Annotated in this window: 18 protein-coding genes, 1 pseudogene and 1 riboswitch; of the genes and pseudogenes, 16 read left to right on the forward strand and 3 right to left on the reverse strand. The window is 37.8% G+C overall.

Annotated elements, in window-relative coordinates:
- Nucleotides 1-409 precede the first annotated feature (409 nt).
- From brnQ to ABC371_RS06005, 8 genes are all read left to right on the forward strand, one after another.
- Nucleotides 410-1,753, forward strand: a complete 1,344-nt coding sequence (gene brnQ, locus ABC371_RS05970; protein ID WP_412895949.1) for a branched-chain amino acid transport system II carrier protein — start codon at nt 410-412, stop codon at nt 1,751-1,753.
- A gap of 198 nt (nt 1,754-1,951) precedes the next feature.
- Nucleotides 1,952-2,818: a Cof-type HAD-IIB family hydrolase gene (locus ABC371_RS05975; RefSeq protein WP_412895950.1), complete on the forward strand. Its 867-nt coding sequence runs from the start codon at nt 1,952-1,954 to the stop codon at nt 2,816-2,818.
- A gap of 196 nt (nt 2,819-3,014) precedes the next feature.
- Nucleotides 3,015-3,875, forward strand: coding sequence for a BglG family transcription antiterminator LicT (gene licT / locus ABC371_RS05980; protein ID WP_412895951.1), 861 nt, complete (start codon nt 3,015-3,017; stop codon nt 3,873-3,875).
- A gap of 205 nt (nt 3,876-4,080) precedes the next feature.
- Nucleotides 4,081-5,952 carry a beta-glucoside-specific PTS transporter subunit IIABC gene (locus ABC371_RS05985; RefSeq protein WP_412895952.1) on the forward strand — a complete coding sequence of 624 codons (1,872 nt, stop codon included), beginning with the start codon at nt 4,081-4,083 and terminating at the stop codon, nt 5,950-5,952.
- Nucleotides 5,953-6,036: 84 nt separating this feature from the next.
- Entirely contained in the window at nt 6,037-7,494 is a 1,458-nt protein-coding gene (locus ABC371_RS05990) for a glycoside hydrolase family 1 protein (protein WP_412895953.1), read from the forward strand.
- Nucleotides 7,495-7,664: 170 nt separating this feature from the next.
- Nucleotides 7,665-8,714: a lactonase family protein gene (locus ABC371_RS05995; protein ID WP_412895954.1), complete on the forward strand. Its 1,050-nt coding sequence runs from the start codon at nt 7,665-7,667 to the stop codon at nt 8,712-8,714.
- Nucleotides 8,715-8,778: 64 nt separating this feature from the next.
- Nucleotides 8,779-9,576: an HAD family hydrolase gene (locus ABC371_RS06000; RefSeq protein ID WP_412895955.1), complete on the forward strand. Its 798-nt coding sequence runs from the start codon at nt 8,779-8,781 to the stop codon at nt 9,574-9,576.
- Nucleotides 9,577-9,814: 238 nt separating this feature from the next.
- Nucleotides 9,815-10,525, forward strand: a complete 711-nt coding sequence (locus ABC371_RS06005; RefSeq protein WP_412895956.1) for a GntR family transcriptional regulator — start codon at nt 9,815-9,817, stop codon at nt 10,523-10,525.
- Between the two features lie 45 nt (nt 10,526-10,570).
- Here ABC371_RS06005 and ABC371_RS06010 read toward each other — a convergent pair whose 3' ends face one another.
- Entirely contained in the window at nt 10,571-11,551 is a 981-nt protein-coding gene (locus ABC371_RS06010; protein WP_412895957.1) for a LysM peptidoglycan-binding domain-containing protein, read from the reverse strand.
- A gap of 197 nt (nt 11,552-11,748) precedes the next feature.
- Here ABC371_RS06010 and ftsZ point away from each other — a divergent pair.
- Nucleotides 11,749-12,699 (forward strand): annotated as a pseudogene (ftsZ, locus tag ABC371_RS06015) (cell division protein FtsZ); the annotation flags it as partial.
- A gap of 41 nt (nt 12,700-12,740) precedes the next feature.
- Here ftsZ and ABC371_RS06020 read toward each other — a convergent pair.
- Together ABC371_RS06020 and ABC371_RS06025 are read right to left on the reverse strand one after the other, a co-directional pair.
- Nucleotides 12,741-13,658, reverse strand: a complete 918-nt coding sequence (locus ABC371_RS06020) for an aldo/keto reductase (RefSeq protein WP_412895958.1) — start codon at nt 13,656-13,658, stop codon at nt 12,741-12,743.
- 125 nt (nt 13,659-13,783) lie between these two features.
- Entirely contained in the window at nt 13,784-14,290 is a 507-nt protein-coding gene (locus ABC371_RS06025) for a DoxX family membrane protein (RefSeq protein ID WP_412895959.1), read from the reverse strand.
- Between the two features lie 349 nt (nt 14,291-14,639).
- A riboswitch (SAM riboswitch) is annotated at nt 14,640-14,749 on the forward strand.
- 124 nt (nt 14,750-14,873) lie between these two features.
- Here ABC371_RS06025 and ABC371_RS06030 point away from each other — a divergent pair.
- The 7 genes from ABC371_RS06030 to ABC371_RS06060 all read left to right on the forward strand — a co-directional run bounded on the left by ABC371_RS06030 (nt 14,874) and on the right by ABC371_RS06060 (nt 23,268).
- Nucleotides 14,874-15,869, forward strand: a complete 996-nt coding sequence (locus tag ABC371_RS06030) for an aliphatic sulfonate ABC transporter substrate-binding protein (protein WP_412895960.1) — start codon at nt 14,874-14,876, stop codon at nt 15,867-15,869.
- A gap of 11 nt (nt 15,870-15,880) precedes the next feature.
- Nucleotides 15,881-16,717, forward strand: a complete 837-nt coding sequence (locus tag ABC371_RS06035) for an ABC transporter permease (RefSeq protein ID WP_412895961.1) — start codon at nt 15,881-15,883, stop codon at nt 16,715-16,717.
- A 14-nt stretch (nt 16,718-16,731) separates the two neighbouring features.
- Complete coding sequence (locus ABC371_RS06040; RefSeq protein ID WP_412895962.1) at nt 16,732-17,445, forward strand: ABC transporter ATP-binding protein; 714 nt, start codon at nt 16,732-16,734, stop codon at nt 17,443-17,445.
- Between the two features lie 18 nt (nt 17,446-17,463).
- Nucleotides 17,464-19,164 (forward strand): acetate--CoA ligase, encoded by a 1,701-nt coding sequence (gene acsA / locus ABC371_RS06045; RefSeq protein WP_412895963.1) that lies wholly within the window; start codon nt 17,464-17,466, stop codon nt 19,162-19,164.
- A 183-nt stretch (nt 19,165-19,347) separates the two neighbouring features.
- Nucleotides 19,348-20,103, forward strand: a complete 756-nt coding sequence (locus ABC371_RS06050; RefSeq protein WP_412895964.1) for an NRDE family protein — start codon at nt 19,348-19,350, stop codon at nt 20,101-20,103.
- A gap of 264 nt (nt 20,104-20,367) precedes the next feature.
- The gene (locus tag ABC371_RS06055; protein ID WP_412895965.1) at nt 20,368-21,549 is read left to right on the forward strand and encodes a carboxylate--amine ligase; all 1,182 of its coding nucleotides are present in this window, start codon (nt 20,368-20,370) and stop codon (nt 21,547-21,549) included.
- Nucleotides 21,550-21,747: 198 nt separating this feature from the next.
- A complete protein-coding gene (locus tag ABC371_RS06060; protein WP_412895966.1) occupies nt 21,748-23,268 on the forward strand; it encodes a UDP-N-acetylmuramoyl-L-alanyl-D-glutamate--2,6-diaminopimelate ligase in 1,521 nt (506 codons plus the stop codon).
- The last annotated feature ends 4 nt before the right edge of the window (nt 23,269-23,272 follow it).

A 23,272-nucleotide genomic window follows, 5' to 3' on the forward strand; every position in this document is an offset into this window, starting at 1 on the left:
ATTTTAATCCTCAGTTCAAATCAAGACAGCGTCACTACATTCTTAATAACTCAATGCTTGCTTTGGTTTCGAAAAATAGAACCTGCATCTTTTTAGTTATACTACTTCTGTATTAGAAGCAGGGTTTCCTTCAAGTGATTTAGGTTAAAAATGAACTAGGGAACCAAAGGAACCGTCCCTCTGGCCCTTCTAGTACAATGGGACTATATTCCAATGCTTACATTTATTATAAATAATATTTTGATATAATTCTATTTTCTGAAAAGTGTTGCTTTTGGGTATTTTGTGTGATATATTAATGACTATCAATTTAAGGTTTGTAAGCAAGCAAGTTTACTAGAATAATTTTATGCTCTGGATATGTTATCGGAATTAATAGATGTCTAGGGTGTTTTAGGAGGAAATAGATATGTCATCAAGAGACTCATTTGGTAATATCATAGCGGTAGGATTTATGTTATTTGCGTTATTTTTTGGAGCGGGGAATTTAATTTTCCCAGTTCAATTAGGTCAATTAGCTGGGAGCAATGTTTTTTCAGCGAATCTTGGTTTTATCATTACCGGAGTAGGATTACCAGTACTTGGTATATTGGCTTTAGCCTTCTCAGGTAAAAGTGATTTGGAATCATTAGCAGGTCGAGTGAATCCGATATATGGAATTTTCTTTACCGTAGCTCTCTATTTAACAATTGGTCCTTTATTTGCTATTCCAAGAACAAATACGGTTGCTTATGAGATCGGGATTGTTCCATTCCTAGAGAATCAATCAAGCAATATTCCATTATTACTGTTTACAGTTGTTTTCTTTGGAGTAACATTATACTTCTCTTTAAAAACGAGTAAGATTGTTGATATCGTCGGAAAAATGTTAACACCGATTTTATTAGTGGTCATTGCCATTTTAATTATCGCGGCATTTGTGAACCCAATTGGAGTTATTCAAGAACCTACTAAAACGTATATGACAAACAGTTTCTTTAAAGGTTTCCAAGAAGGTTATAACACAATGGATGCACTTGCAGCATTCGTATTTGGTATCATTATTATTAACATCATGAAAGACCGTGGGGCATCTTCTAGAAAACAGATCATGGTTTCAACCGGTAAAGTTGCCTTAGTTTCAGGGGTATTATTAGCAGTTATTTATTCATCATTAGCTTTTTTAGGTGCTACAAGTGTAGACGGACTTGGTATTTTAGACAATGGTGGAGCCATTTTAGCAGCTGCATCTCAGCATTTCTTTGGGTGGTATGGTAAAGTCATTCTTGCTGTAATCGTTGTGGCAGCTTGTTTAACAACAAGTATTGGACTTATCACATCTTGTGCGGCGTATTTCTCTAAATTAATTCCTGCTCTTTCTTATAAGCAATGGGCAGTTATCTTTACATTATTTAGTGCAGTTATCTCAAACTTTGGGTTAAATGCAATTATTAGCTTCTCTATTCCAGTTCTAGTTGCACTTTATCCGTTAGCTATGTGTTTAATGGTATTAACATTCTTACACCCTCTATTTAAAGGTCGTAAGGAAGTATACCAAGTAAGTATTTTAGTTACATTTATCTTAAGTTTGAATGATGGGTTAAATGCAGCTGGTGTTAAAATTGCAGCTATTAATGATGTATTAGAATCGATTCTACCTTTATATTCAGTAGGGTTAGGTTGGATTGTTCCAGCAGTAATCGGTGGGGTAATCGGATATTTAATTAGCATTATCAAAAATGGCGCTCTAAGTGCAGAGCCGATTGAAGAATAAGAATAAGGCTACTTGCGATATATCGTAAGTAGCTTTTTTATGTAATGAATCGTGAACTTTGTAATAATCGTTTAACTTGTTATAATAGAACATAGGATTGTTACTGGTAAAGCAGGCAAAACCTAAGTAAAGTGTTTCTGTTTTGGGAGACAGTTTATTTAGGTTTTTTTGATTTTAATAAAGAGAGGGATTTGGGATATGAAACTGATTGCTTCTGATTTAGATGGAACTCTGTTAAATGAAGATAGCAAGGTAAGCGCGGCAAATGTGCGAGCGATTCAAAAGGCGATGGAAAAAGGGGTAGAATTTGTTGTTGTAACTGGAAGATCGTATGATGCCGCAAAAATGCCTCTTGAGGAAGTAGGAATCACTTGTCCGATTATTACCTTAAACGGTGCGAGTTCATTTGATATAAATGGCAACATTTTACGCGATATACCAATGGATAAATTGGTTTGTAAAAAAGTGTACACCGCTTGTCACAATGGTGAGATGTATACGGAGTTTTTTACGAATAAGGGTTTATTTTCATTTGGTAGAGACAGGTTTATTGACAGAATGACGAGATGGTGGAAAACGGTGAATCCTGATTTGACAGATGAGGAAATCAATCAAAGGATTGAATTCCGTTTCCAAAATGAAAGTGTTCAGTTTGTTGAGGACTATGAACAATTGGAAGCATTGAAGGATTTAAAAATATATAAATTATTAAGCTTTGCGGAAGAAGAGAAAAGTTATCAGCAAGTGTATACTGAACTAAAAGATGAAGCCGGAGTAGTGATTACCTCCTCAGGATATTTAAATCTTGAATTTAATCATCCAGAGGCTAAAAAAGGGCTAGCTCTCCAGGAATTGGCAAAAGGTATGGGGATTGACATGAGGGATGTCATGTCAATGGGTGATAATTTAAACGATAAAAGCATGCTCGAAATGGCAGGACGTGGTGTTGCGATGGGGAATGCTGACCCAGAGATCTTAAATCTATGTAAATATACGACGAAAACAAATGAAGAAGATGGGGTCGCTTTTGCGATTGAAGAGATGCTAAGGGAATATAATCTATAGGAATACCTAAACGGTTTCATTGACAAGTCAAAATATATTTGATATAAACAAGGTAATCGTTTGCAATCAATAAAAAGGATTGTTACTGTTCGGCAGGCAAAACCTATGTTTGTGAAAGAATATCATCAATGATATTCTTGTATACAAATATAGGTTTTTTTATTATTGGAATCTGTTTTAGTCATGGGGTGGAAGCATGAAGATTGAGAAGGTTTTAAATAACAATGTTGTGATGTGCAGAAATGAACTAGATCAAGAAATAGTTGCAATGGGCAAGGGCTTAGCTTTTCAACGTAAATCAGGAGATACAATTGATGCTTCAAAAATTGAAAAAACCTTTATCCTACAAAAGCATGGGATTACCGAAAAGCTTGCCAAATTACTTGAAGATACATCAGAGCTTTATTTAAGCATATCATCCAAAATTTTAGATTATGCCAAAACCAAGTTGCCCTATAAACTCGATGACTATTTATATGTCGCCTTAACGGATCACCTTAGCTTTGCGATTAGCAGACATAAGCAGGGAATTCAAATGAAGAATGCCCTATTATGGGAAATTAGGAAATATTATAAACGGGAATTTCAAATAGCATTAAAGGCATTGGACTTGATTGAAAAAGAGACGGGCATTAGGCTTGATGAAGATGAAGCAGCTTCGATTGCACTTCATTTGGTGAATGGTCAGCTCTCCGGGGAAAACCTGGCGGCTGCCGTTCAAATTACTCAGATGGTGAATGACATTTTAAACATTGTAAAATACCACTTTAAAATGGAACTAGATGAAACTTCTTTGAATTATGAACGGTTTTTAACACATTTACGCTTCTTTGGGATGAGATACATGCGCAAGGAAAAGTCGGCAGAATCCATAGATGATTTTTTCCATGAGCAGATTAAACTTAAATATAAAGATGCTTATACTTGTACCCAAAAAATCGCTACTTATTTAAAAAAGGAGTTTGGTTGGGAAATATCCAAGGAAGAAGAAATCTACTTAACCGTGCATATTCACCGAGTTACGAATCGACATTTACTCAATCAAAGGAAAGGGTAGATATTTGTCGAAAAATGATGTTTTTTGTCGAAGAAAACGTTGACATTGTTAAAATTTGATGTTATATTCGTCTTGTGAATTTCATAATCCTTCGAAGGAATGTTACCAATTTGGGCATAACCTGAATCGATTTTAAACACGCTAAAATTTGTGTGTTTAAATTGGTTCAGGTTTTTTATTTGAAAAAAACAAAGGAGAAACAGCTATGAATAACAAAGAACTAGGCGATAAAATTGTTGATTTAGTTGGCGGAGAGGACAATATTAACTCTTTAGTCCATTGTGCAACACGATTAAGATTTAAACTCGATGATCATGAGAAGGCTGACAAAAATGCATTGTCTGATATTCCCGATGTATTAACTGTGGTAGAGAAAGGCGGACAATTCCAAATTGTGATTGGGAATAAAGTTGGAAAAGTGTATTCAGAAATTATGAATCATCATAATATTGCTTCCGGAGATAAAGAAGATAGCGATGGTGGTGGAAAAAAGACTGGCGTAATAGCAAAAGTATTTGAGTATATTTCAGGTACTTTTTCACCTTTAATTCCTGCATTAGCTGGTGCTGGAATGATCAAGGCATTACTCGCTGTTCTGACTGCCCTTAATTGGATTGACGTAGAGGGAACAACCTATTCAGTATTAAATGCAGCATCTAGTGGTCTATTTTATTTCCTACCGATTTTAGTTGGTATATCAGCTGCAAAAAAATTAGGAGCAAACCCGTTTGTTGGTGGTGTAATTGCCGCTGGCCTTTTAGACCCTAATTTCACTGCTTTACTAGAAAGAACAGACGGCACGTCTTTCTTAGGGATACCACTAATCGTTTCGGATTATTCATCAACCGTATTCCCACTCCTTATTGCAATGGCGGTTTATGCTCCATTGGAAAGATGGCTAAAACGAGTAACACCTGATACGATTCAATTATTTTTTGTATCGATGATTGGTATTTTAGTTATGGTTCCACTTACAGCCCTAGTATTTGGTCCATTTGGTGAGTATATTAGCTTGGCAATTGGAAATGCAGTTACTTTCATGCTAGACATTTCTGCAATCCTAACTGGAATTTTGATTGCCCTTATTTGGCCAATCCTTGTCATACTCGGTGTGCATTGGGGTGTTGTTCCAATCATGATTGATAACTTCACACGTGGAGGAGATGTGATTGGTCCAATTACCGCCGCTTCTACTTTTGCACAAATGGGTATTGCATTCGGTATCTTCCTGCGTGCAAGGAGAAATAAAGATTTACGCTCTTTATCTTTTGCAGCAACCTTATCAGGCGTTCTAGCCGGAGTTACCGAACCAATTTTATATGGTCTAATTTTACGTTATAGAAGATTAATTCCGCTTGTACTCATTTCAGGTGCGATTGGTGGAGCAATTGTTGCATTTTTTGATGTTCGAGTATTTACATTTGTATTTAACAGCGTATTAACGATTCCAGCGTACAATCCCGCACTTGGTTATAGCATTGGTATTGGAGCAGCGTTTATCGCAGCAACGATACTCGCGTTTATTTTTGGAACAGATGGACGAAAAAGTGGTAAAGATACTGATGAAGAAGAGAAAAATGTTGATGTCACACCACAAGAAACTCCAAACCAGGAAACTGGAAAGAAAGTTGAAATTTATTCGCCAATGAATGGTGAAATGATTCCGTTAGAAAAAGTTGATGATCCTGTATTTGCGAGTGCAGCGATGGGGAAAGGTGTAGGAATTGAACCTACAGAGGGAGTTGTTGTAGCACCATTTGATGGAAAGGTTGCAACTTTATTCCCGACAAAGCATGCGATTGGGTTAATTAGTGAGGATGGAATAGAAGTATTAATTCATATTGGTCTTGACACTGTTCAATTAGAAGGTAAGCATTTCGAAGCTCATGTAGCTCCTGATGCAGTAGTGAAAAAAGGTGACAAGTTGGTAACCTTTGATATTCAAGGCATAAAGGGTGCAGGCTATCAAACAATGACACCTGTTATTATTACCAATACAAATGACTTTTCAAGTGTTTTGCCAGCAGAATTTAAGAATGTATCTGCAGGAGAGCAAGTACTAACTATTGTGAAATAACATTAATCCAACAATCAATGTGGGCGTTCAAGCCCCTTGATTGTTAGTTAATGAAAAAATATGGTGAAAAGAGGAGAATAACCAATGACAAAATTTATTCCTGAATTTCCAAAGAACTTCCTGTGGGGAGGCGCAACTGCAGCCAACCAAATTGAAGGAGCATATAACGAAGATGGCAAAGGCTTATCTGCAGCAGACTTCGTAGAATATATTCCGAAAGACAAGCGGACTAAAGATAATGCAATGGAGATCACTTCTGAACAAATTCGTAGAACGTTAAGTGGGGAATCTACTGCGCGTCATCCAAAACGAGAAGGAATTGATTTTTACCATCGTTATAAAGAAGATATCGCACTACTTGCAGAAATGGGATTCAAAGCTTTCCGTCTTTCCATTCATTGGTCAAGAATTTTTCCAAATGGGTATGACGAAATACCAAATGAAGCAGGTTTACAATTTTACGATAATGTTTTCGATGAATTAGCAAAATACAATATAGAACCTGTTGTTACTTTATCTCATTATGAAACACCTTATGGATTAACGGAAAAATATAACGGTTGGGTCGGACGAGAAACGATTGATCACTTTGTACGTTATGCAGAAACCGTATTTAAACGTTATAAGGATAAAGTGAAATACTGGATGACATTTAATGAAATTAACATTATTACAATTAGTCCTTTTACTGGTGCAGGTATTTTGTCAGATAAAGAAGATAATCCTATTCAAGCAAAATATCAAGGATTACATCACCAGTTTGTTGCTAGTGCACTTGCAACGAAAAAGCTACATGAAATCGTGCCTGAAGGTAAAATGGGTTGTATGTTAGCTAGAATGAGTCATTATCCAAACACGCCAAATCCAGTAGATGTATTAAAAGCACAACAGGATAATCAAGCAAATCTATTCTTTACAGATGTACATGCTCGTGGTGAATATCCAAAATATATGGAACGTTTCTTTGTGGAAAATGACATTCATATCGTGAAGGAAACTGGCGATGATGAGATCTTAAAACAATATCCAGTAGACTATATTACATTTAGCTACTATATGTCTATGTTGTCTTCCGATTCCCCTGAAGGAGAAGTGACTGAAGGGAACTTAATGAATTCATTAAAAAACCCATACCTAGAAGCATCAGACTGGGGATGGCAAATTGACCCGATTGGCTTACGAGTTGTATTAAATGAATTGTATGATCGTTATCAATTGCCATTATTTATCGTAGAAAATGGTTTAGGTGCTTACGATAAGGTGGAGGAAGACGGCGCCATTCATGACACGTACCGAATTGATTATTTACGTAAGCATATCGAACAAATGAAAGAAGCAGTTGGAGATGGTGTAGATTTAATGGGTTATCTTGCTTGGGGACCAATTGACTTAGTCTCAATGTCTACCAGTGAAATGTCGAAGCGCTATGGCTTCGTTTATGTTGACAAAGACGACGAAGGAAACGGTACATTAGATAGAAGCAGAAAGGATTCCTTCTATTGGTATAAGAAAGTCATTGAATCAAATGGTGAGGTACTATAAAGTTTTAGGGCAGTTCATAATGAGCTGCCTTTTTTTTGAAAAAGAAATTTCTTTTCGTTAGGAGCAGTTTTCTTAAGTACGATCATGTGGAATGGTAAAATTGAATAGGAGAATTGCTTATACCGTGTAACGGCAAAATAAGAACATATTAACGAAAGGGGTTTTACCAAATGAGCAAATTTAATGGATATGTTGGGACCTATACAAAAGGGGACAGCAAAGGAATTTATTCTTTTACATTAGATACAGATGAACAAAAAATAACAGACGTAAAACTAGCAGCAGAATTAGGAAATCCTACATATGTTACCGTCAGTCAGGACAATCGTTTTCTTTACTCTGTGGTAAAAGACGGTGAAGCAGGTGGTGTAGCAGCTTACTCTGTTGATAGTCAAACAGGCGAGTTAAAACAATTAAATAACGATGTTTCAGAAGGGGCATCTCCTTGCCATGTTAGTGTGAACAAAGCAAACAACCAAGTTGTTACGGGCAATTATCATAAAGGAACAATCGAGTTATATTCATTGAACAGCGAAACTGGCAGCATTGAATCTTCTTTGTCAGTGGTTGCGCATGAAGGTAAGGGGCCACATGAAAGACAAGAAAAACCGCATACTCATTTTTCTGGTTTTACTCCAGACGAGAAATATATTGTTGCGATTGATTTAGGAATCGATAAGCTTATTACCTATGAGGTAATCGATGGGGCTTTAAAAGAGGTTAACAGTTTATCGGTTCGACCAGGAAGTGGGCCTAGACATATTGCCTTTCATCCAAACGGAAAATATGCATACATCATGACAGAGATTAGCAATGAAGTTGTTGCACTATCTTATGACAGCAGTATTGGAAGCTTTACCGAGCTTCAATATATCTCAACAATACCTAGTGATTTTACAGAAAACAGTCAAGGTAGTGCCGTTCATATATCAAAGGATGGGAAATTTGTATATGCTGGAAACCGTGGACATAACAGCATCGCTGTCTTCCAAGTAAATGAAGCCACAGGTGAGTTAGCACTTGTAGAAATGGTCTCTTCAGAAGGAGATTGGCCACGTGATTTTGTATTTGATCCAACTGAAAAATTCATTGTAGGCTCCAACCAAGAGTCAAACAATCTTGTGTTATATGCTAGGGATGAACAAACCGGAAAACTATCTTTGGTTGATTCAGACATAACTGTACCATTCCCAGTGTGTGTGAAGTTTTTACATGTTTAACCAGAGGTCCTTAATAACGACGAATACCTAGAAGAGAGAGATTTTTTTACGGGAGGGGAACAACTTGATTAAATTAGTGTTAACAGATATGGACGGAACCTTCTTAAATAATAGCGGTGATTTCAACAGGGAACTGTACAAGGATGTCAAAAAGCTCATGAACGAAAAAGGGGTTGTTTTTGCTCCTGTTACAGGTAAACAATGTGAGCGCGTTGAAGAGTTATTTGGGGACGATGCAAAAGATTTATGGATTCTAGGAGATAGCGCTACTCGAATCAAGCATAATGGGGAATTTGTTTATGAATCCTTGCTTAGTAATCAATTAGGACTGGAAATTATCAGAATGCTAGAGGAAATCAGCCTTGATCATACCATAATTGCGTGTACCAGAACGGGAGCAGTCATTAAAGATAATATTCCTCCTGAAGAAGCTGCGATTGTCAGAAGGTCTTATGCACAAGTAAGACAAGTCTCTGATTTCAATGAAATAACAGATGACTTTGTTAAGATTACCATTCATGACCCCTTGTTAAGATGTATGGAAACGAGGGAAAAATTATCGCCATTTTTTGAATCAGCTTATATTGTTGCTTCGGAAGCAGCATGGATTGATATAGCAAATGCCAATGTGCATAAGGGTACTACTGTTGAACACTTACAGCAAATGTTGAATGTGACACCTGAGGAAACAATGGCATTTGGAGATGGCTTTAATGATTTAGAGCTTATGACTCGTGCTACTTATAGTTTTGCTGTCCGAAATGCAGTACAAGAATTAAAAGAGGCAGCCAATTTCATTACTCGCTCAAACGAAGAAGATGCAGTAATGAAAACGATCATTAAATTGTTATCATTGCAATAAATTTTAAACGACTGGTACCGATGTGTATCGGTCGTTTTTTCTTTTACTACGAAAAGCGGCCTTTTCTAGCAGTTGCCATGTTATCTAGCCAAAATAATAGAAAAGACACCTTCTTTTTTAATCGGGGCTGTTACATGTAAGCGTTTTAGTGTAAAATAATTGTAATAGATTACTAGTATATATCACCTACATGCTGGAAAATGCTCGCAAGTGGTATTCGTTCAAGGGAGATATTGCCATGAAATATAATGAAGTTAGACGAAATGGCGGGGGTACAAGAAGAGAGTTTGTCTACTCCTATCTATATGATAAAATCATTGATTTATCGCTTAAACCAGGTATGCCCATTTCAGAAAGTGACATTGGTAACCAGCTTAATGTTAGCCGAACACCAATTAGAGAAGCTCTTATGCAACTTGCAAAGGAGGATTTAATTGATATACGGCCACAAATTGGGACATTTGTGTCATTAATTGATCCAAAAAATATTGAGGAATCAAGATTTATGAGAAAGGCTGTCGAGCTTGCAGTTATTCGTGAGGCAACGGAAAAATTAAGTTCTGAAACATTATATAAATTAGAAAAAAGCTTAACCATGCAAGAAATTGCTCTAAAGGAAGAAAATCATAAGGATTTTTTATCACATGATGATGAATTTCATGAACTCATCTATAAAGGGTTAGGAATGGACCGCATTTGGCAAGGGATTGACCAAATGAATGGACAGTATAAACGTGTTAGAATGCTAAGTTTGATCACAACAAAGGCTGAGGAATGGAATACTGTTTTGGATGAACATAAATCCATTTTTAGTGCATTAAAAAATAAGGACGTAGTAACAGCAGAAGAAGTTGTAAATGAACATATCACAAAAGGGATTACTCATTTATATGAATTCAAGAAGGAGCAACCGAATTTTTTTAAGAAAGAAAGCATTTCGATTTATTAGGGAAATGACATCCACCCATCCTTCTATAAGATGAGTGGATTATTTTTATTCCATTTCCTTTCGAAGTTCGTCCATTTTACGGGTAATGAGTGGATAGAAATACTTTTGTGCACTTGTTGTGGAGTTTCCTCCAAAAAATCCTGTTCCTGGACAGGTCTTTACATTATAATCAGGACCTTTGTCCAACACCCTTTCTCCATTTCGTAAATCCCACCAATGATGGTAGGAAATGCTGTCAATCGAAGGCGTTAATCCAAATTTAAGGCTCAAAATAGCATTGACATAAATGATGGTGTCACTGTGTTCTTTCGTCATGACATCGTGGCCAATATCAAAATTTCCAAGGTGTTCAATTGCAATTCCGACAGAGTTGGCCTTGTTACCAATGGTGCCTTCAGGGGCAATATAGAGTGGCCGTGAGACAGCAACCTTCCCATCTGGAAAGGTCGTGATATTTTGGGCGATATGCTTCCACCCCATTGTGTTTTTATGGTAATTTTCCATTCCTGTTAGAAGTGCGAAATGGTTTGATCCATTAAATCGACTATAATCAGGCACCCATGTGTGATGTTGTTGGATGAGGGTTATTTTTCGTTTAATCTTCTGATTCATGAGCCAATCCTTAAACTCTTCTTTGGTCATTAAAAGATGTTCCCCGTGCATGTTCATCTTTTTCGGGACAATTTTCAATACTTGCCCAGGTACAACTTGTTCGACTGAAAGTCCATTTGTTCTTTTAATTTGCTCAGGAGTTGAATGGAACCGAGTGGCTATCTCCTTTAAGGTATCTCCAGATGCTACTTCATAGGAAAAAGGAACCCAAAGCTTTTGCCCGACAACTAATAGATCTGATTGAAGCCCATTGGTGATCTTTAAATCATCAACTGTGGTTTGAAATCTTTTTGCGACCCCTGGTAATGTATCACCTGCTTGAATGACATAGGTGTTTTCGTAACTGTTTGCACCTGTATAAATTGGTGAAAATAAGAAAATAACTCCGATTATCAAGGCAATCCTAATTTTCATAGCTCGTTTCCTTTCGTCATGTATTGTTATTAGTTTGTAAAACAAATTTAATATTATGCGATTTGGGTATTTGGTGTGGTTTCTTTTCGATTTTTAGAGGATAATTATGACAGAAAGTGAAGTGTTACTACGAAACATATAGTATTAATCCGACTTCTTCTTAGGGGGTTGGCATTGGGCGGTAAGGAGGAAAAATTATGCTCGAGTTTGAACCATACATAGATCAATTTGCAAGAATAAAAGTAGTAGGTGTTGGCGGCGGTGGGAATAATGCTGTCAATCGAATGATAGAAGCAGGGGTAGAAGGCGTTGAATTCATTGCGGTGAATACGGACGGACAAGCCCTCAATCAATCAAAGGCAGAGGTCACCATTCAAATTGGGGCAACATTAACGCGTGGTCTTGGAGCGGGAGCAAATCCGCAAATTGGGATGAAAGCTGTTGAAGAGAGTGAAAAAGAAATTGAGGATGCACTAAGAGGGGCCGATATGGTCTTTGTGACAGCTGGAATGGGCGGTGGCACTGGAACCGGAGCAGCACCAGAAATAGCAAGAATTGCAAAGGAATTAGGTTCTTTGACAATCGGTGTTGTCACAAGACCATTTCGATTTGAGGGTCGTAAACGAGCGGTCAATGCAGATGCGGGGATTGATGCAATGAAGGCAGCCGTGGATACCTTAATCATCATCCCGAATGAGAAATTATTGGAGATTGTTGATAAGCGTACGCCTATGATAGAAGCATTCCGAGAAGCCGATAATGTACTTCTTCGCGGGGTTCAAGGGATTTCCGATTTAATTGCTGTCCCTGGTTTAATTAACCTGGATTTTGCAGATGTAAAAACAGTTATGTCCCATAGGGGAACGGCTCTAATGGGGATTGGAATGGCAAAAGGGGACGAGCGTGCGGTTGAGGCAGCACATAAAGCAATCAATAGTCCACTTCTTGAAACATCGATAAGTGGCGCACGTGGCGTGATTTTAAATATTACAGGTGGTAGAAACTTAAGTTTATTTGAAATTCAGGAAGCAGCAGATGTGATATCGTCTGCAACACACGAGGATCTCAATATGATCTTTGGATCGGTCATTAATGACAATTTAAAAGACGAAATAATTGTAACCGTCATTGCTACAGGATTCACGGAAAACTAAAGGAAAGAGGCACCTTTTTGAGGTGCCTCTTTCTGTTATGGTAGAAGATAGCCAGCAGCTAGAAAAATGCTATACCAATCTTCACGGGTTAACTGAACTTCACTTGCTTTCACGGAATCCTTTAAGCGGTTAATATTCATGGTTCCGATAATTGGCTGCATGTTGGCCGGATGACGTAATAGCCATGCAATCGCAATCGTTGTATTGGATACACCGTATTTTTCAGCAATTTCATCAATTTTTTGATTTAATTCTGGGCATTTTTCATTGCCAAGAAACGGACCTTCGAAATAACCATATTGGAATGGTGACCAAGGTTGAATGGTAATGTCATTTAATCGGCAAAAATCGAGCACATCTCCATCACGGTTAATGGATTGGTCAATTTGCATATTTGATGAGACGCCGTTTGCAATCATATGAGCATTTGGTATGCTTAGCTGCAATTGATTGGCAACGATTGGTTGCTTTACATATTTTTTAAGCAATTGAATTTGCATTGGTTTTTGGTTAGATACTCCGAAATGACGAACCTTACCTGAGGATTCTAATTTGTCGAATGCTTCAGCAACCTCTTCCGGCTCAACAAGGGCATCTGGACGATGTAAAAGTAAGACATCAAGATAGTCCGTTTTGAGTCGTTTTAAGATTCCATCAACAGAATCAATGATATGCTCCTTTGAAAAATCAAACATTCCTTTTCGAATGCCGCATTTCGATTGAAGAATGATCTTTTCTCTCACGTCATCATTCATATGTATCGCATCTGCAAAGATTTCCTCGCAAGTACCACCACCGTAGATATCAGCGTGATCAAAGAAATTTGCTCCGATATCTAATGCCGTTTGTACAAACTTTTCTGCCTCAGGCTTTTCCAGAGAGTTAATTCTCATACAGCCTACCGCAACAACAGGTACCTCTAACGAGCTAGTTCCTAGTTCTATTTTTCGCATCTAAGGTTTACCTCCATTTTTTGAACTATTTTACCGTTTCCCTTCTCTAGTGTACATTTTTTCAAACTGATTAGAAAGTCACAAAAAAAGTGTTCCCCCTAGCGTAGGAGGAACACTTTCTTTCGTTACGCTACGTTTGTAGCTGTTTTTGTCGCTTTTTTGTCGTTAATTCGTTTTGTAAGGTAAGGTACTGCGAATCTGTCTACACCGTAGTAGTAAGTTGCAGCGCCTGCGAATAAGAGAATGATTGCTACTGTGTAAAGTGTTGGGTTAGTGCTTGTTGTACCAGCAAGTAAGAAGTTAAGGTTCATGAATGCACCTGCAAGTAATGCTGGGATGGTTGCAAAACCTACAATTAAACCGAGTCCTACTAAGAATTCGCCCCAAGGAATGAGTACGTTGAATAACTCAATGTTTGGTACGGCAAATCCTTCAAGGAATGCTGCATACCAGCCTTGTACTGCTGGGTGATCTCCACCTGCATTTGCAATGGCACCTTGGATAAAACCACCTGCATCAAATCCACCTGCTGTTATTTTATGAAAACCAGCTTCTATCCATTGAATTCCTAACCATACACGTAATACTGTCCAAATAACTGCCATTTTAGGTCCTTTTAAGAATGTTCTCATCTTAATCTCCCCTTATAATTAATTTGTGAAACTCTTCACAAGTGGTTGTAAAAAAATATGAGTGCGTTAGCTGCCAGCTTTAGTAGTTAGTTTGTGAAGTTTTTCACTAACTTTCTACACTCTTAATATACAGCGGATTTCAGGTAAAAGCAATAGGCTTCACAAATATGACACAAATGATTTTTAGGTCTTATTTTAGTAGCTGAAACATAGGAATAAGGGGGTTGATTAATAATTATAATAGTATTCAAAGAAAATAAAATATTTTTAAAAGTGTTTGACTTTTGATTTTTCACATACTATAATCCTTTTATAAAGCAAAACAGAGACGTACTAATTGAATAAAGAACTCTTATCCAGAGCGGTGGAGGGACATGGCCCTACGAAACCCGGCAACCTTCAAGGTAATTCTTGAAAAGGTGCTAAATCCATCAGGTATGATTACCTGAAAGATAAGAGGAGGAAAAAGCCCTCTTCTTACTGAAGGGGGCTTTTTTATCGTAATGGGGATAAAAGTTTGGAGTTACATTGGTATAATCCTCAGTTTTCCGATTGGGATATTAGTAGAAAAGGAGAGGGAGAAATGAAGAAACTAAGTGCCGTTTTGATCACTGCTTTGTTATTTATCGGAATTGTAGGTTGTTCTAGTACCTCAGGTAAAGCTAGTGAAGGGAATGAAAAACCTGAGAAGATCGTCTTGGATTATGCTTTTTACTCGCCAACAAGTCTTGTATTAAAAGAGTTTGGTTGGGCTGAAAAGGCATTCGAGGAAGAAGGAATTAAGGTTGAGTTTGTTCTTAGCCAAGGAAGCAATAAAGCACTTGAATTTTTGAATAGTGGAAGTTCAGACTTTGGTTCATCCGCAGGGGCTGCTGCTTTAATGGCTAAAGCAAATGGTGCACCGATTGAAGTTGTTTATATTTATTCAAAACCAGAGTGGACAGCATTAGTAGCAAATAAAGACTCAAAGATTCAACGTGTAAGTGACTTAAAAGGGAAAAAGGTCGCCGCAACGATTGGGACTGACCCTTATATTTTTCTATTGCGTGCCTTAAATGAGGAAGGGCTAAGTCCTTCAGATGTTGAGATTGTGAATCTGCAGCATGGAGATGGAGCAAGTGCTTTAACATCTGGTCAAGTAGATACATGGTCTGGATTAGATCCTCACATGGCAAGGGTTGAATTGGAAACAGATGCGAAGCTTTTCTATCGCAATGCTGATTTTAATACGTATGGGACCTTAAATGTCCGTTCGGAATTTGCTGAAAAATACCCTGAATATGTTGAAAAGGTTATAGAAGTTTACGAAAAGGCTCGTACATGGGTGCTAGAAAATCCGGAGGAAGCTGCGGAAATCCTAGCAAAATCCGCAAATATTGATATTGAAGTAGCAAACAAGCAACTAAATGAACGTAATGATTTTTCTAATCCGGTGCCTGGTGAAGCACAAATTGAGGCTTTAACGGAAGCCGGTAAGGTTCTCCAAGCACAGAGTATTATCAAAAAAGACGTCGAATTAGAAAAATTGGTTCAAGAATTGATTAATCCGTCATTTGCTCAAAAAGTAATAAAGCAATAAGAGGAGGCATTATGAACATAAAAGGTGGAGCGGTATCTAGACAAATAAAGGTGAAGTCGAAAACTCAGTTTGTTTTATCAGGAAATGTAAAAGTCATTCTATTTGGAAGCATCATACCTGCCATTTTGCTTGTGGTTTGGCAGTATTTAAGCCATATCGGTGTCCTTGAAGCACATCTTATGCCTGCACCTACGGTCATCCTAGCAAAAATATTTGAATTTGCTGGAGATGGGAGTCTTTGGGGGCACATTGGAATTACTTTATATCGAATCTTTTTTGGTTTTCTTATTGGGGTAGTAGCTGCTGTACTATTTGGTTCATTGGTTGGCTATTTTCGAATTGCGGAAGCATTATTAGATCCAATGCTTCAAGCGTTCCGTTCGATTCCATCACTAGCATGGGTTCCCCTTTTTATTCTTTGGATGGGGATTGCTGAACCTTCAAAAATTACACTAATTGCGGTCGGAGTATTTTTTCCAGTTTATTTAAACATCGTGTCTGGCATTCAGGGTGTTGATCGAAAGTTGATTGAAGTAGGAAAAATTTATAACTTCTCTACGTTCGATTTAATTAGAAAAGTCATCTTGCCTGCATCCCTTCCATCTTTTTTAGTAGGGATTCGAAGCGGGCTAGGACTAGGATGGATGTTTGTCGTTGCGGCTGAACTAATGGGGGCTAGTCAGGGGATTGGGTATTTGCTTGTCGTTGGCCAAAACTCCTATTCTCCAGAAACGGTCATTGCTAGTATTGTGCTTTTTGCGATTCTAGGTAAAATATCGGACTCTATTTTGAAGAAAACAGAGGAAAAAACGCTTCATTGGCAGGATAGCTATGTAAAAAAGGCGTGAAAGGATGAAAAAGAATGCTGGCAGTTCAAAATGTTTCACGAACCTTTTCGAACGGTGCGACAGGGTTTAGAAATATCAGCTTTGAAACTAAACAAGGTGAAATCATTGGTGTTTTAGGTACGAGTGGTTGTGGAAAAAGTACCTTATTGCGGGTCTTATCTGGATTAGATCCGGATTACACAGGTTCGGTTGAAATCAGCGGTGACAGAATCACATCTGTTCATGAAAAAGTAGGCGTTATTTTTCAGGAATCGCGTTTAATGCCATGGTTGAAAGTAATTGAAAATATTTCATTTGGTTTAAAAAATGATAGTCAAAAACTTGAAAAGGCAAAGGAATATATAAAATTAGTTGGATTATTAGGCTTTGAAAATCATTATCCAAAGGATATATCCGGCGGGATGGCACAACGAGTTTCGATTGCTCGGGCGCTTATCACAGCACCAGAAGTGTTGCTTTTAGATGAGCCGTTTAGCGCACTTGATGCATTTACGAAAATGCAACTTCAGGATTTGTTGCTGACCATTTGGGATACATACAGATCCACGATGATATTAGTGACTCATGATATCGATGAAGCCCTTTATTTGTGTGATCGGATTATCGTATTAAAGGGGCAGCCTGGCGAAGTCTATCAATCGATTCAAATTGATGAACCAAAGCCAAGGTCCCGTGGTGATGTAAAGCTTGCACAATTAAAGGCGGAAATATTGGAACTATTAAGTTAGTTAAAGGGGAGTGCAGATTTGGTAACCACAAAATTAGATATCATAAAGCCTTTCGACGGAGATTATAATCTTCACAATTATGATAAGGTTCGCGAGAATTTTTCATGGGAAGAAGTTAAAAAGGAATTTAGCTGGTATGAAACAGGGCAAGTGAATATGGCCTATGAATGCATCGATCGTCATGTAGCAGAAGGGTATGGGGACAAGATTGCCCTTCACTATATTAATGAAGAAGAGGAACAGATTTTTACATTTAAAGAGATAAAAGATAAGTCTGACCACCTAGCAACCGTATTGAAAAAGTACGGAGTGAAAAAGGGAGATATCGTCTTTATCTTTTTACCGAAAAATCCAGACATCTATATTTCGATGATTGCAGCGATTAAGGTAGGGGCTATTGCAGGTCCACTGTTTGAAGCGTTCATGGAGGATGCGGTTAAGGACAGGATTTCTGACTGCGAGGGGCGTTTTCTCATCACGGATTCTGAGTTGGTCAAAAGAGTTCCTAAACAACAATTGCCTTCGTTAGAAACGGTGTTCATTACGGAAGGACCAGAAAAGTGTGAGGGAAATGAAATCTCACTTATAGAGGTGTTAGCTGAAACTCCAAGCGAGAATCAGATAATTGAATGGCTTGACCTTGAAGATCGGCTTAATATTCATTATACGAGCGGATCAACAGGCAAACCAAAGGGGATTGTACACGCACATCGGGCCATGATTCAGCAGTACCAAACGGGAAAATGGGTCCTTGATCTAAAGGAGGATGATGTTTATTGGTGCACAGCACACCCTGGATGGGTAACGGGGACCGTGTATGGAATCTTTGCACCTTGGCTAAATCGCGCAACAATTGTGGTCAATGGGGGGAGATTTAATGCTGATTCCTGGTATTCAACAATTGAAAAAACAGGTGTGACAGTTTGGTATAGTGCTCCCACAGCATTTAGAATGCTGAAAGCGGAAGGAAATGAAGTACTTAAAAAATATGATCTTCGTTCACTACGCCATATTTTAAGTGTAGGTGAACCGTTAAATCCTGAGGTCATTGTTTGGGGAATTGACGCATTAGGGAAAAGAATTCATGATACGTGGTGGATGACGGAAACAGGAGCGCAGTTAATTGTCAATCTGCCATCAGAGATTATTAAACCAGGCTCGATGGGTAGACCTATTCCTGGAATTGAAGTTGCGGTATTAGATGATGATGGAAGTTTGCTTCCTAATGGGCAGGTCGGTCATCTAGGCATCAAGGCTTCCTGGCCATCCATCATGAGAGAAGTATGGAAAAATGAAGAGAAATACCATTCCTATTTTTTAAATGGTTGGTATATATCTGGTGACTTGGCTATTTTAGATAAGGATGGATATGTGTTCTTCCAAGGGCGAAGCGATGATATGATTAATTCATCAGGTGAACGCATCGGTCCGTTTGAGGTCGAAAGCAAGTTGATTGAACATGAAGCGGTGGCTGAAGCGGGTGTCATTGGAAAGCCTGACGCATTAAGAGGGGAAATTGTAAAGGCTTTTATTGTGTTAAAGAAAGGCTATCGTCCATCAGCAGATTTACTGGAGAATATTCGCGTATTTGTGAAACAACATCTTGCCGCTCATGCTGCACCAAGGGAAATCGAAGTGTTGGATGAACTTCCGAAAACAAAGATCAGCGGGAAAATTTTAAGAAGAGAACTAAAGGCTCGTGAACTTCAAAAACAGTAGGTTTCATAAGAAAGTACAAATGGATATTTAGCTAAAAAATGTAACCTTAAATGAAGTAGATTCGTCATATTAGCAGGGGTGTGTACCCTTGCTTTTTTGTGTAAAGGAACTTTAGCCAGTCCTAAAGTTTTTACGCCAGTAGGATACAAATGCTATAATTTGTAAAAAAGGGCGGTGGCTAGAATGTGTTTAATTTTGTTCGCCTATCAAGCACATCCGGTCTATAAGTTAATTGTTGCGGCAAACCGGGATGAGTTTCTACAGCGACCAACAGCTCCGATTCACTTCTGGGAGGATGAGCCTACTCTATTGGCTGGAAGAGACCTTGAGAAAATGGGAACCTGGATGGGGGTAACTACATTTGGTCGTTTTGCTGCCTTAACAAACTATCGCGACCCAAATGAGATGTTAGAAGGCAAACAATCGAGAGGGAAACTCGTAAAAGATGCGCTTACCTTCAATGGAGCCATTGCAGAATATATGAAGCAGCTAGAGAAGACGAACTCTCAGTATCCGGGATATAATCTATTAGTGGGTGAAATGGATAACCTCTATTATTATTCGAATGTTGGAAAGAGCATTGAAAAAGTAAAACCAGGTATCCATGGACTGAGTAACCATTTGCTCGATACAAACTGGCCGAAAGTGAAAAAAGGAAAAGAAGGGCTTTCTACCATTATAAAGGGAGACAATTTAGTGGAGAACCTATTAGAATTACTTCAAAACACGGATCGTCCACATGATCATTTTCTCCCTAAAACAGGCGTGTCACTCGAGTGGGAACGAATTCTTTCTTCATTATTTATTCAAACAAATGGGTATGGGACGAGAAGCTCTACCGTATTATTAATGTCGGATAAAGAAATTCAATATGTGGAACGAACTTATTCTGGCCCAGGAACAACTGATCAAACATTCTGCTTTCCGATTCAGGCATAAAAGAGTGACACCACAGAATTAGTATATAATAGAACAAAGATGACAAATCTACTAAAAATGGGGAAAAGCGTCGAAAAAGGGGATTAGAGTACGAAAATATCTATACTGTACTCTATTTTTTGTTTTTAATTTTTCAATTGTTACAGCTTAATAACAAGCGGGATAAAGGTGTATTTCATCTTGAAACACCCCTTATTCTGTGTCAATATTGTAATATTAGACAAAGAGTCAAATTAGGAAGCAAATCAAGGAGTCTGGTAACGAATGAACAATAAAGCAGTTGTTTTAGGAAACAATTATTATATAGGCTTAAGCACAATGAGATGTTTGGGTAGAGAAGGGATACATACGGTAGCCGTAGATTATTCCTATGAAAATACGTACGGAGCGGAGTCGAAATATTGCTCGGAACGTGTAATTGCACCCCATTATCGTAATGAAAAAGAACAATTTATTGCCTTTTTAAAGGAATACGCAAGAAAGCAAACGGCAAAACCAGTGTTAATTCCATGTCATGACTCCTATGTAGAAGTGATAGACGAATATTTAGATGAACTAAAAGAATTCTATCTCATCCCTCAAACGGAGCAAGGACTCTATACAAAAACGATGGATAAGGATGAATTACATAAATTGGCCGTGGAACACGGAGTTGCGGTACCGGAAACCGTTCATCTTGGAGAAGAAAACTTTTATGAAAAAATCGAAGAAAATATTAAGTTTCCATGTTTAGTGAAACCAACTGATTCTCCTACGTTTGTATCTATTTTCCGCAGGAAGTTATTTATGGTACACAACCGTCAGGAATTAGATGAGGCATTACAAAAAGCAAAAGATGCGAATCAAGAAGTCATCGTACAACGAATCATTCCTGGGTTTGATGACCATATGTATACATTTGATGCGTACTTAAATCAAGATGCCGAGGTAACGCACTGGATGACCTGTCAGAAATTCCGCCAATATCCTATCAATTTTGGTGCATCCGTGTACACTGGACAAAAGTACGTACCAGAGCTTTATGAAATTGGTTCTAAGTTTCTAGAAGCAATTGGGTTCAAAGGCTTTGTAGAGATCGAATTTAAAAAGGACTCAGAAACAGGTCAGTATTACTTAATTGAATTAAATGTAAGGATTACAAATTTGAATAGTATGCTTTACAAGGTCGGGCTTAATTTCCCATACATTACATATCGAGAACTAACAGGTAACCCATTACCACCAAAGGCGATTGAACATGATACAAACCTAGTCTTTTGGTATGCGTATGAAGACTTCTATGCAATAAAGGGTTATTTAAAAACGGGTCAATTAACGATGTCACAGGTCATGAAGTCATTCCTTAAACCGAAAGCATACGCGATATGGGATTGGAAGGATCCAAAGCCTGCGTTTTCATATGCCGGTATCATTTCCAAAAAGCTACTAAAGAAAATAAAGAAATAATGCGAACAGTACGGGTTCAAAAAGGAGGGTGAAAAGGACCGAGAATTTCGAGGCGGTGCAGCTTTGAGGACCGGAGCGTATGCATTTAATACGTGAGGACCGGAGAAGCAAGCCAACGAAGAAATTCGATGTGTCATTTTCGGACGACTTTTTGAACATCCTCGTTAAGTTTAGGTCATTAATTTGGAGTGGATAACAATGCAATTAAAATCAATTTTACGTAATCTGGATTATACCGAAATAAAGGGAAACCTTGATGTAGATGTGACCTCCATCGCTTATGATTCAAGGGAAGTAACAGCGAACGGTGTTTTTGTTGCCATTTCTGGATTCACAGTTGATGGACATGATTATATTGAAAATGCGATAAAGAAAGGCGCAGCTGTCATTATAGTTGAAACAGATATTTGGCTTGAGGACTATGTGACAATCATTAAGGTTTCCGATACAAGATTAGCATTAGCAAGAATGTCTGCTAACTTTTATGATAATCCCACTGAAAAATTAAATCTGATTGGGATTACAGGGACGAATGGGAAAACATCTACAACCTATTTTGTGAAATCTATCTTTGAACAGGCAAAAAAAAACATTGGTCTGATCGGAACAATGGGTACTATAATAAACAATAGACATTTTGAAAATAAAAATACGACTCCTGAATCATTAAATTTACAGGGTATTTTTTCAAAGATGGTAGATGAAGGTATTGAAGATTGCATCATGGAAGTTTCCTCTCACGCATTAGACTTAAATCGTGTCGCCTATTGTGATTTTAATACGGCTATCTTTACGAATTTAACGCCAGATCACTTAGAACTTCATAAAAATATGGAAGAATATTTTAACGCGAAGGCAAAGCTTTTTGATTTAGCTCAGGAACATTTAGTCATAAATGTAGACGATCCATATGGAAGAAGACTTATCGATATGGCAAAGGACTCGAACAAATCCATTCTTACATATGGTATCAATCAGAAAGCAGATATTTACCCAACGGATCTTCATTTTTATGCAGATTACAGTACCTTCCAATTAAATACTCCAACTGGTTCAGTGAACATAAGAGTAAATATACCAGGGGTCATTTATGTTTATAATAGTTTAGCAGCCATTGCTTCTGCATACACAAATCAAATTTCTTTAGAAGACATTAAAGAAGGAATAAATGCTGTAAAAGGAATAAGAGGAAGGCTTGAGGTCATCTACCAAGATAAAGGTAGAAAGGTCGTTGTTGATTTTGCTCACACAGAAGATGGTTTGGAAAAAGCACTCTCCACTTTAAGACCTTATACGAAAGGAAGACTAATTGTAGTCTTTGGTGTGTATGCAGCACCTGGAAAAGATGGAAGTGATAAAAGAAGAGCGATGGGAAAAGTTGCAGCTACATATGCTGATTTATCGATTGTCACCTCAGATAATCCAAAGGAACAGGATCCAAATGTGATCGCGAAAGAAATCGTAGAATCCATGAATGAGGTAGACGGTAAATATCATGTGGAAATTGATCGTAGAGAAGCGATTAAATATGCAATTGAAAACAGTCAAGAGGGAGATGTTATCCTCCTAGCTGGAAAAGGCCATGAGACTGCACAAGTAATTGGCAACAAAGAAATTCCGTTTAATGAAAAAGAAATTGTGAACGAACTACTAGCTAATATACGGAAAAACAAACTCAAATTACAGTCAACTAGAAAATTTATAAAAATAAAAAGGTGATTAA

The sequence above is a fragment of the Bacillus jepli genome (assembly GCF_047238305.1).
Lineage (GTDB): Bacteria > Bacillota > Bacilli > Bacillales > Bacillaceae_L > Ferdinandcohnia.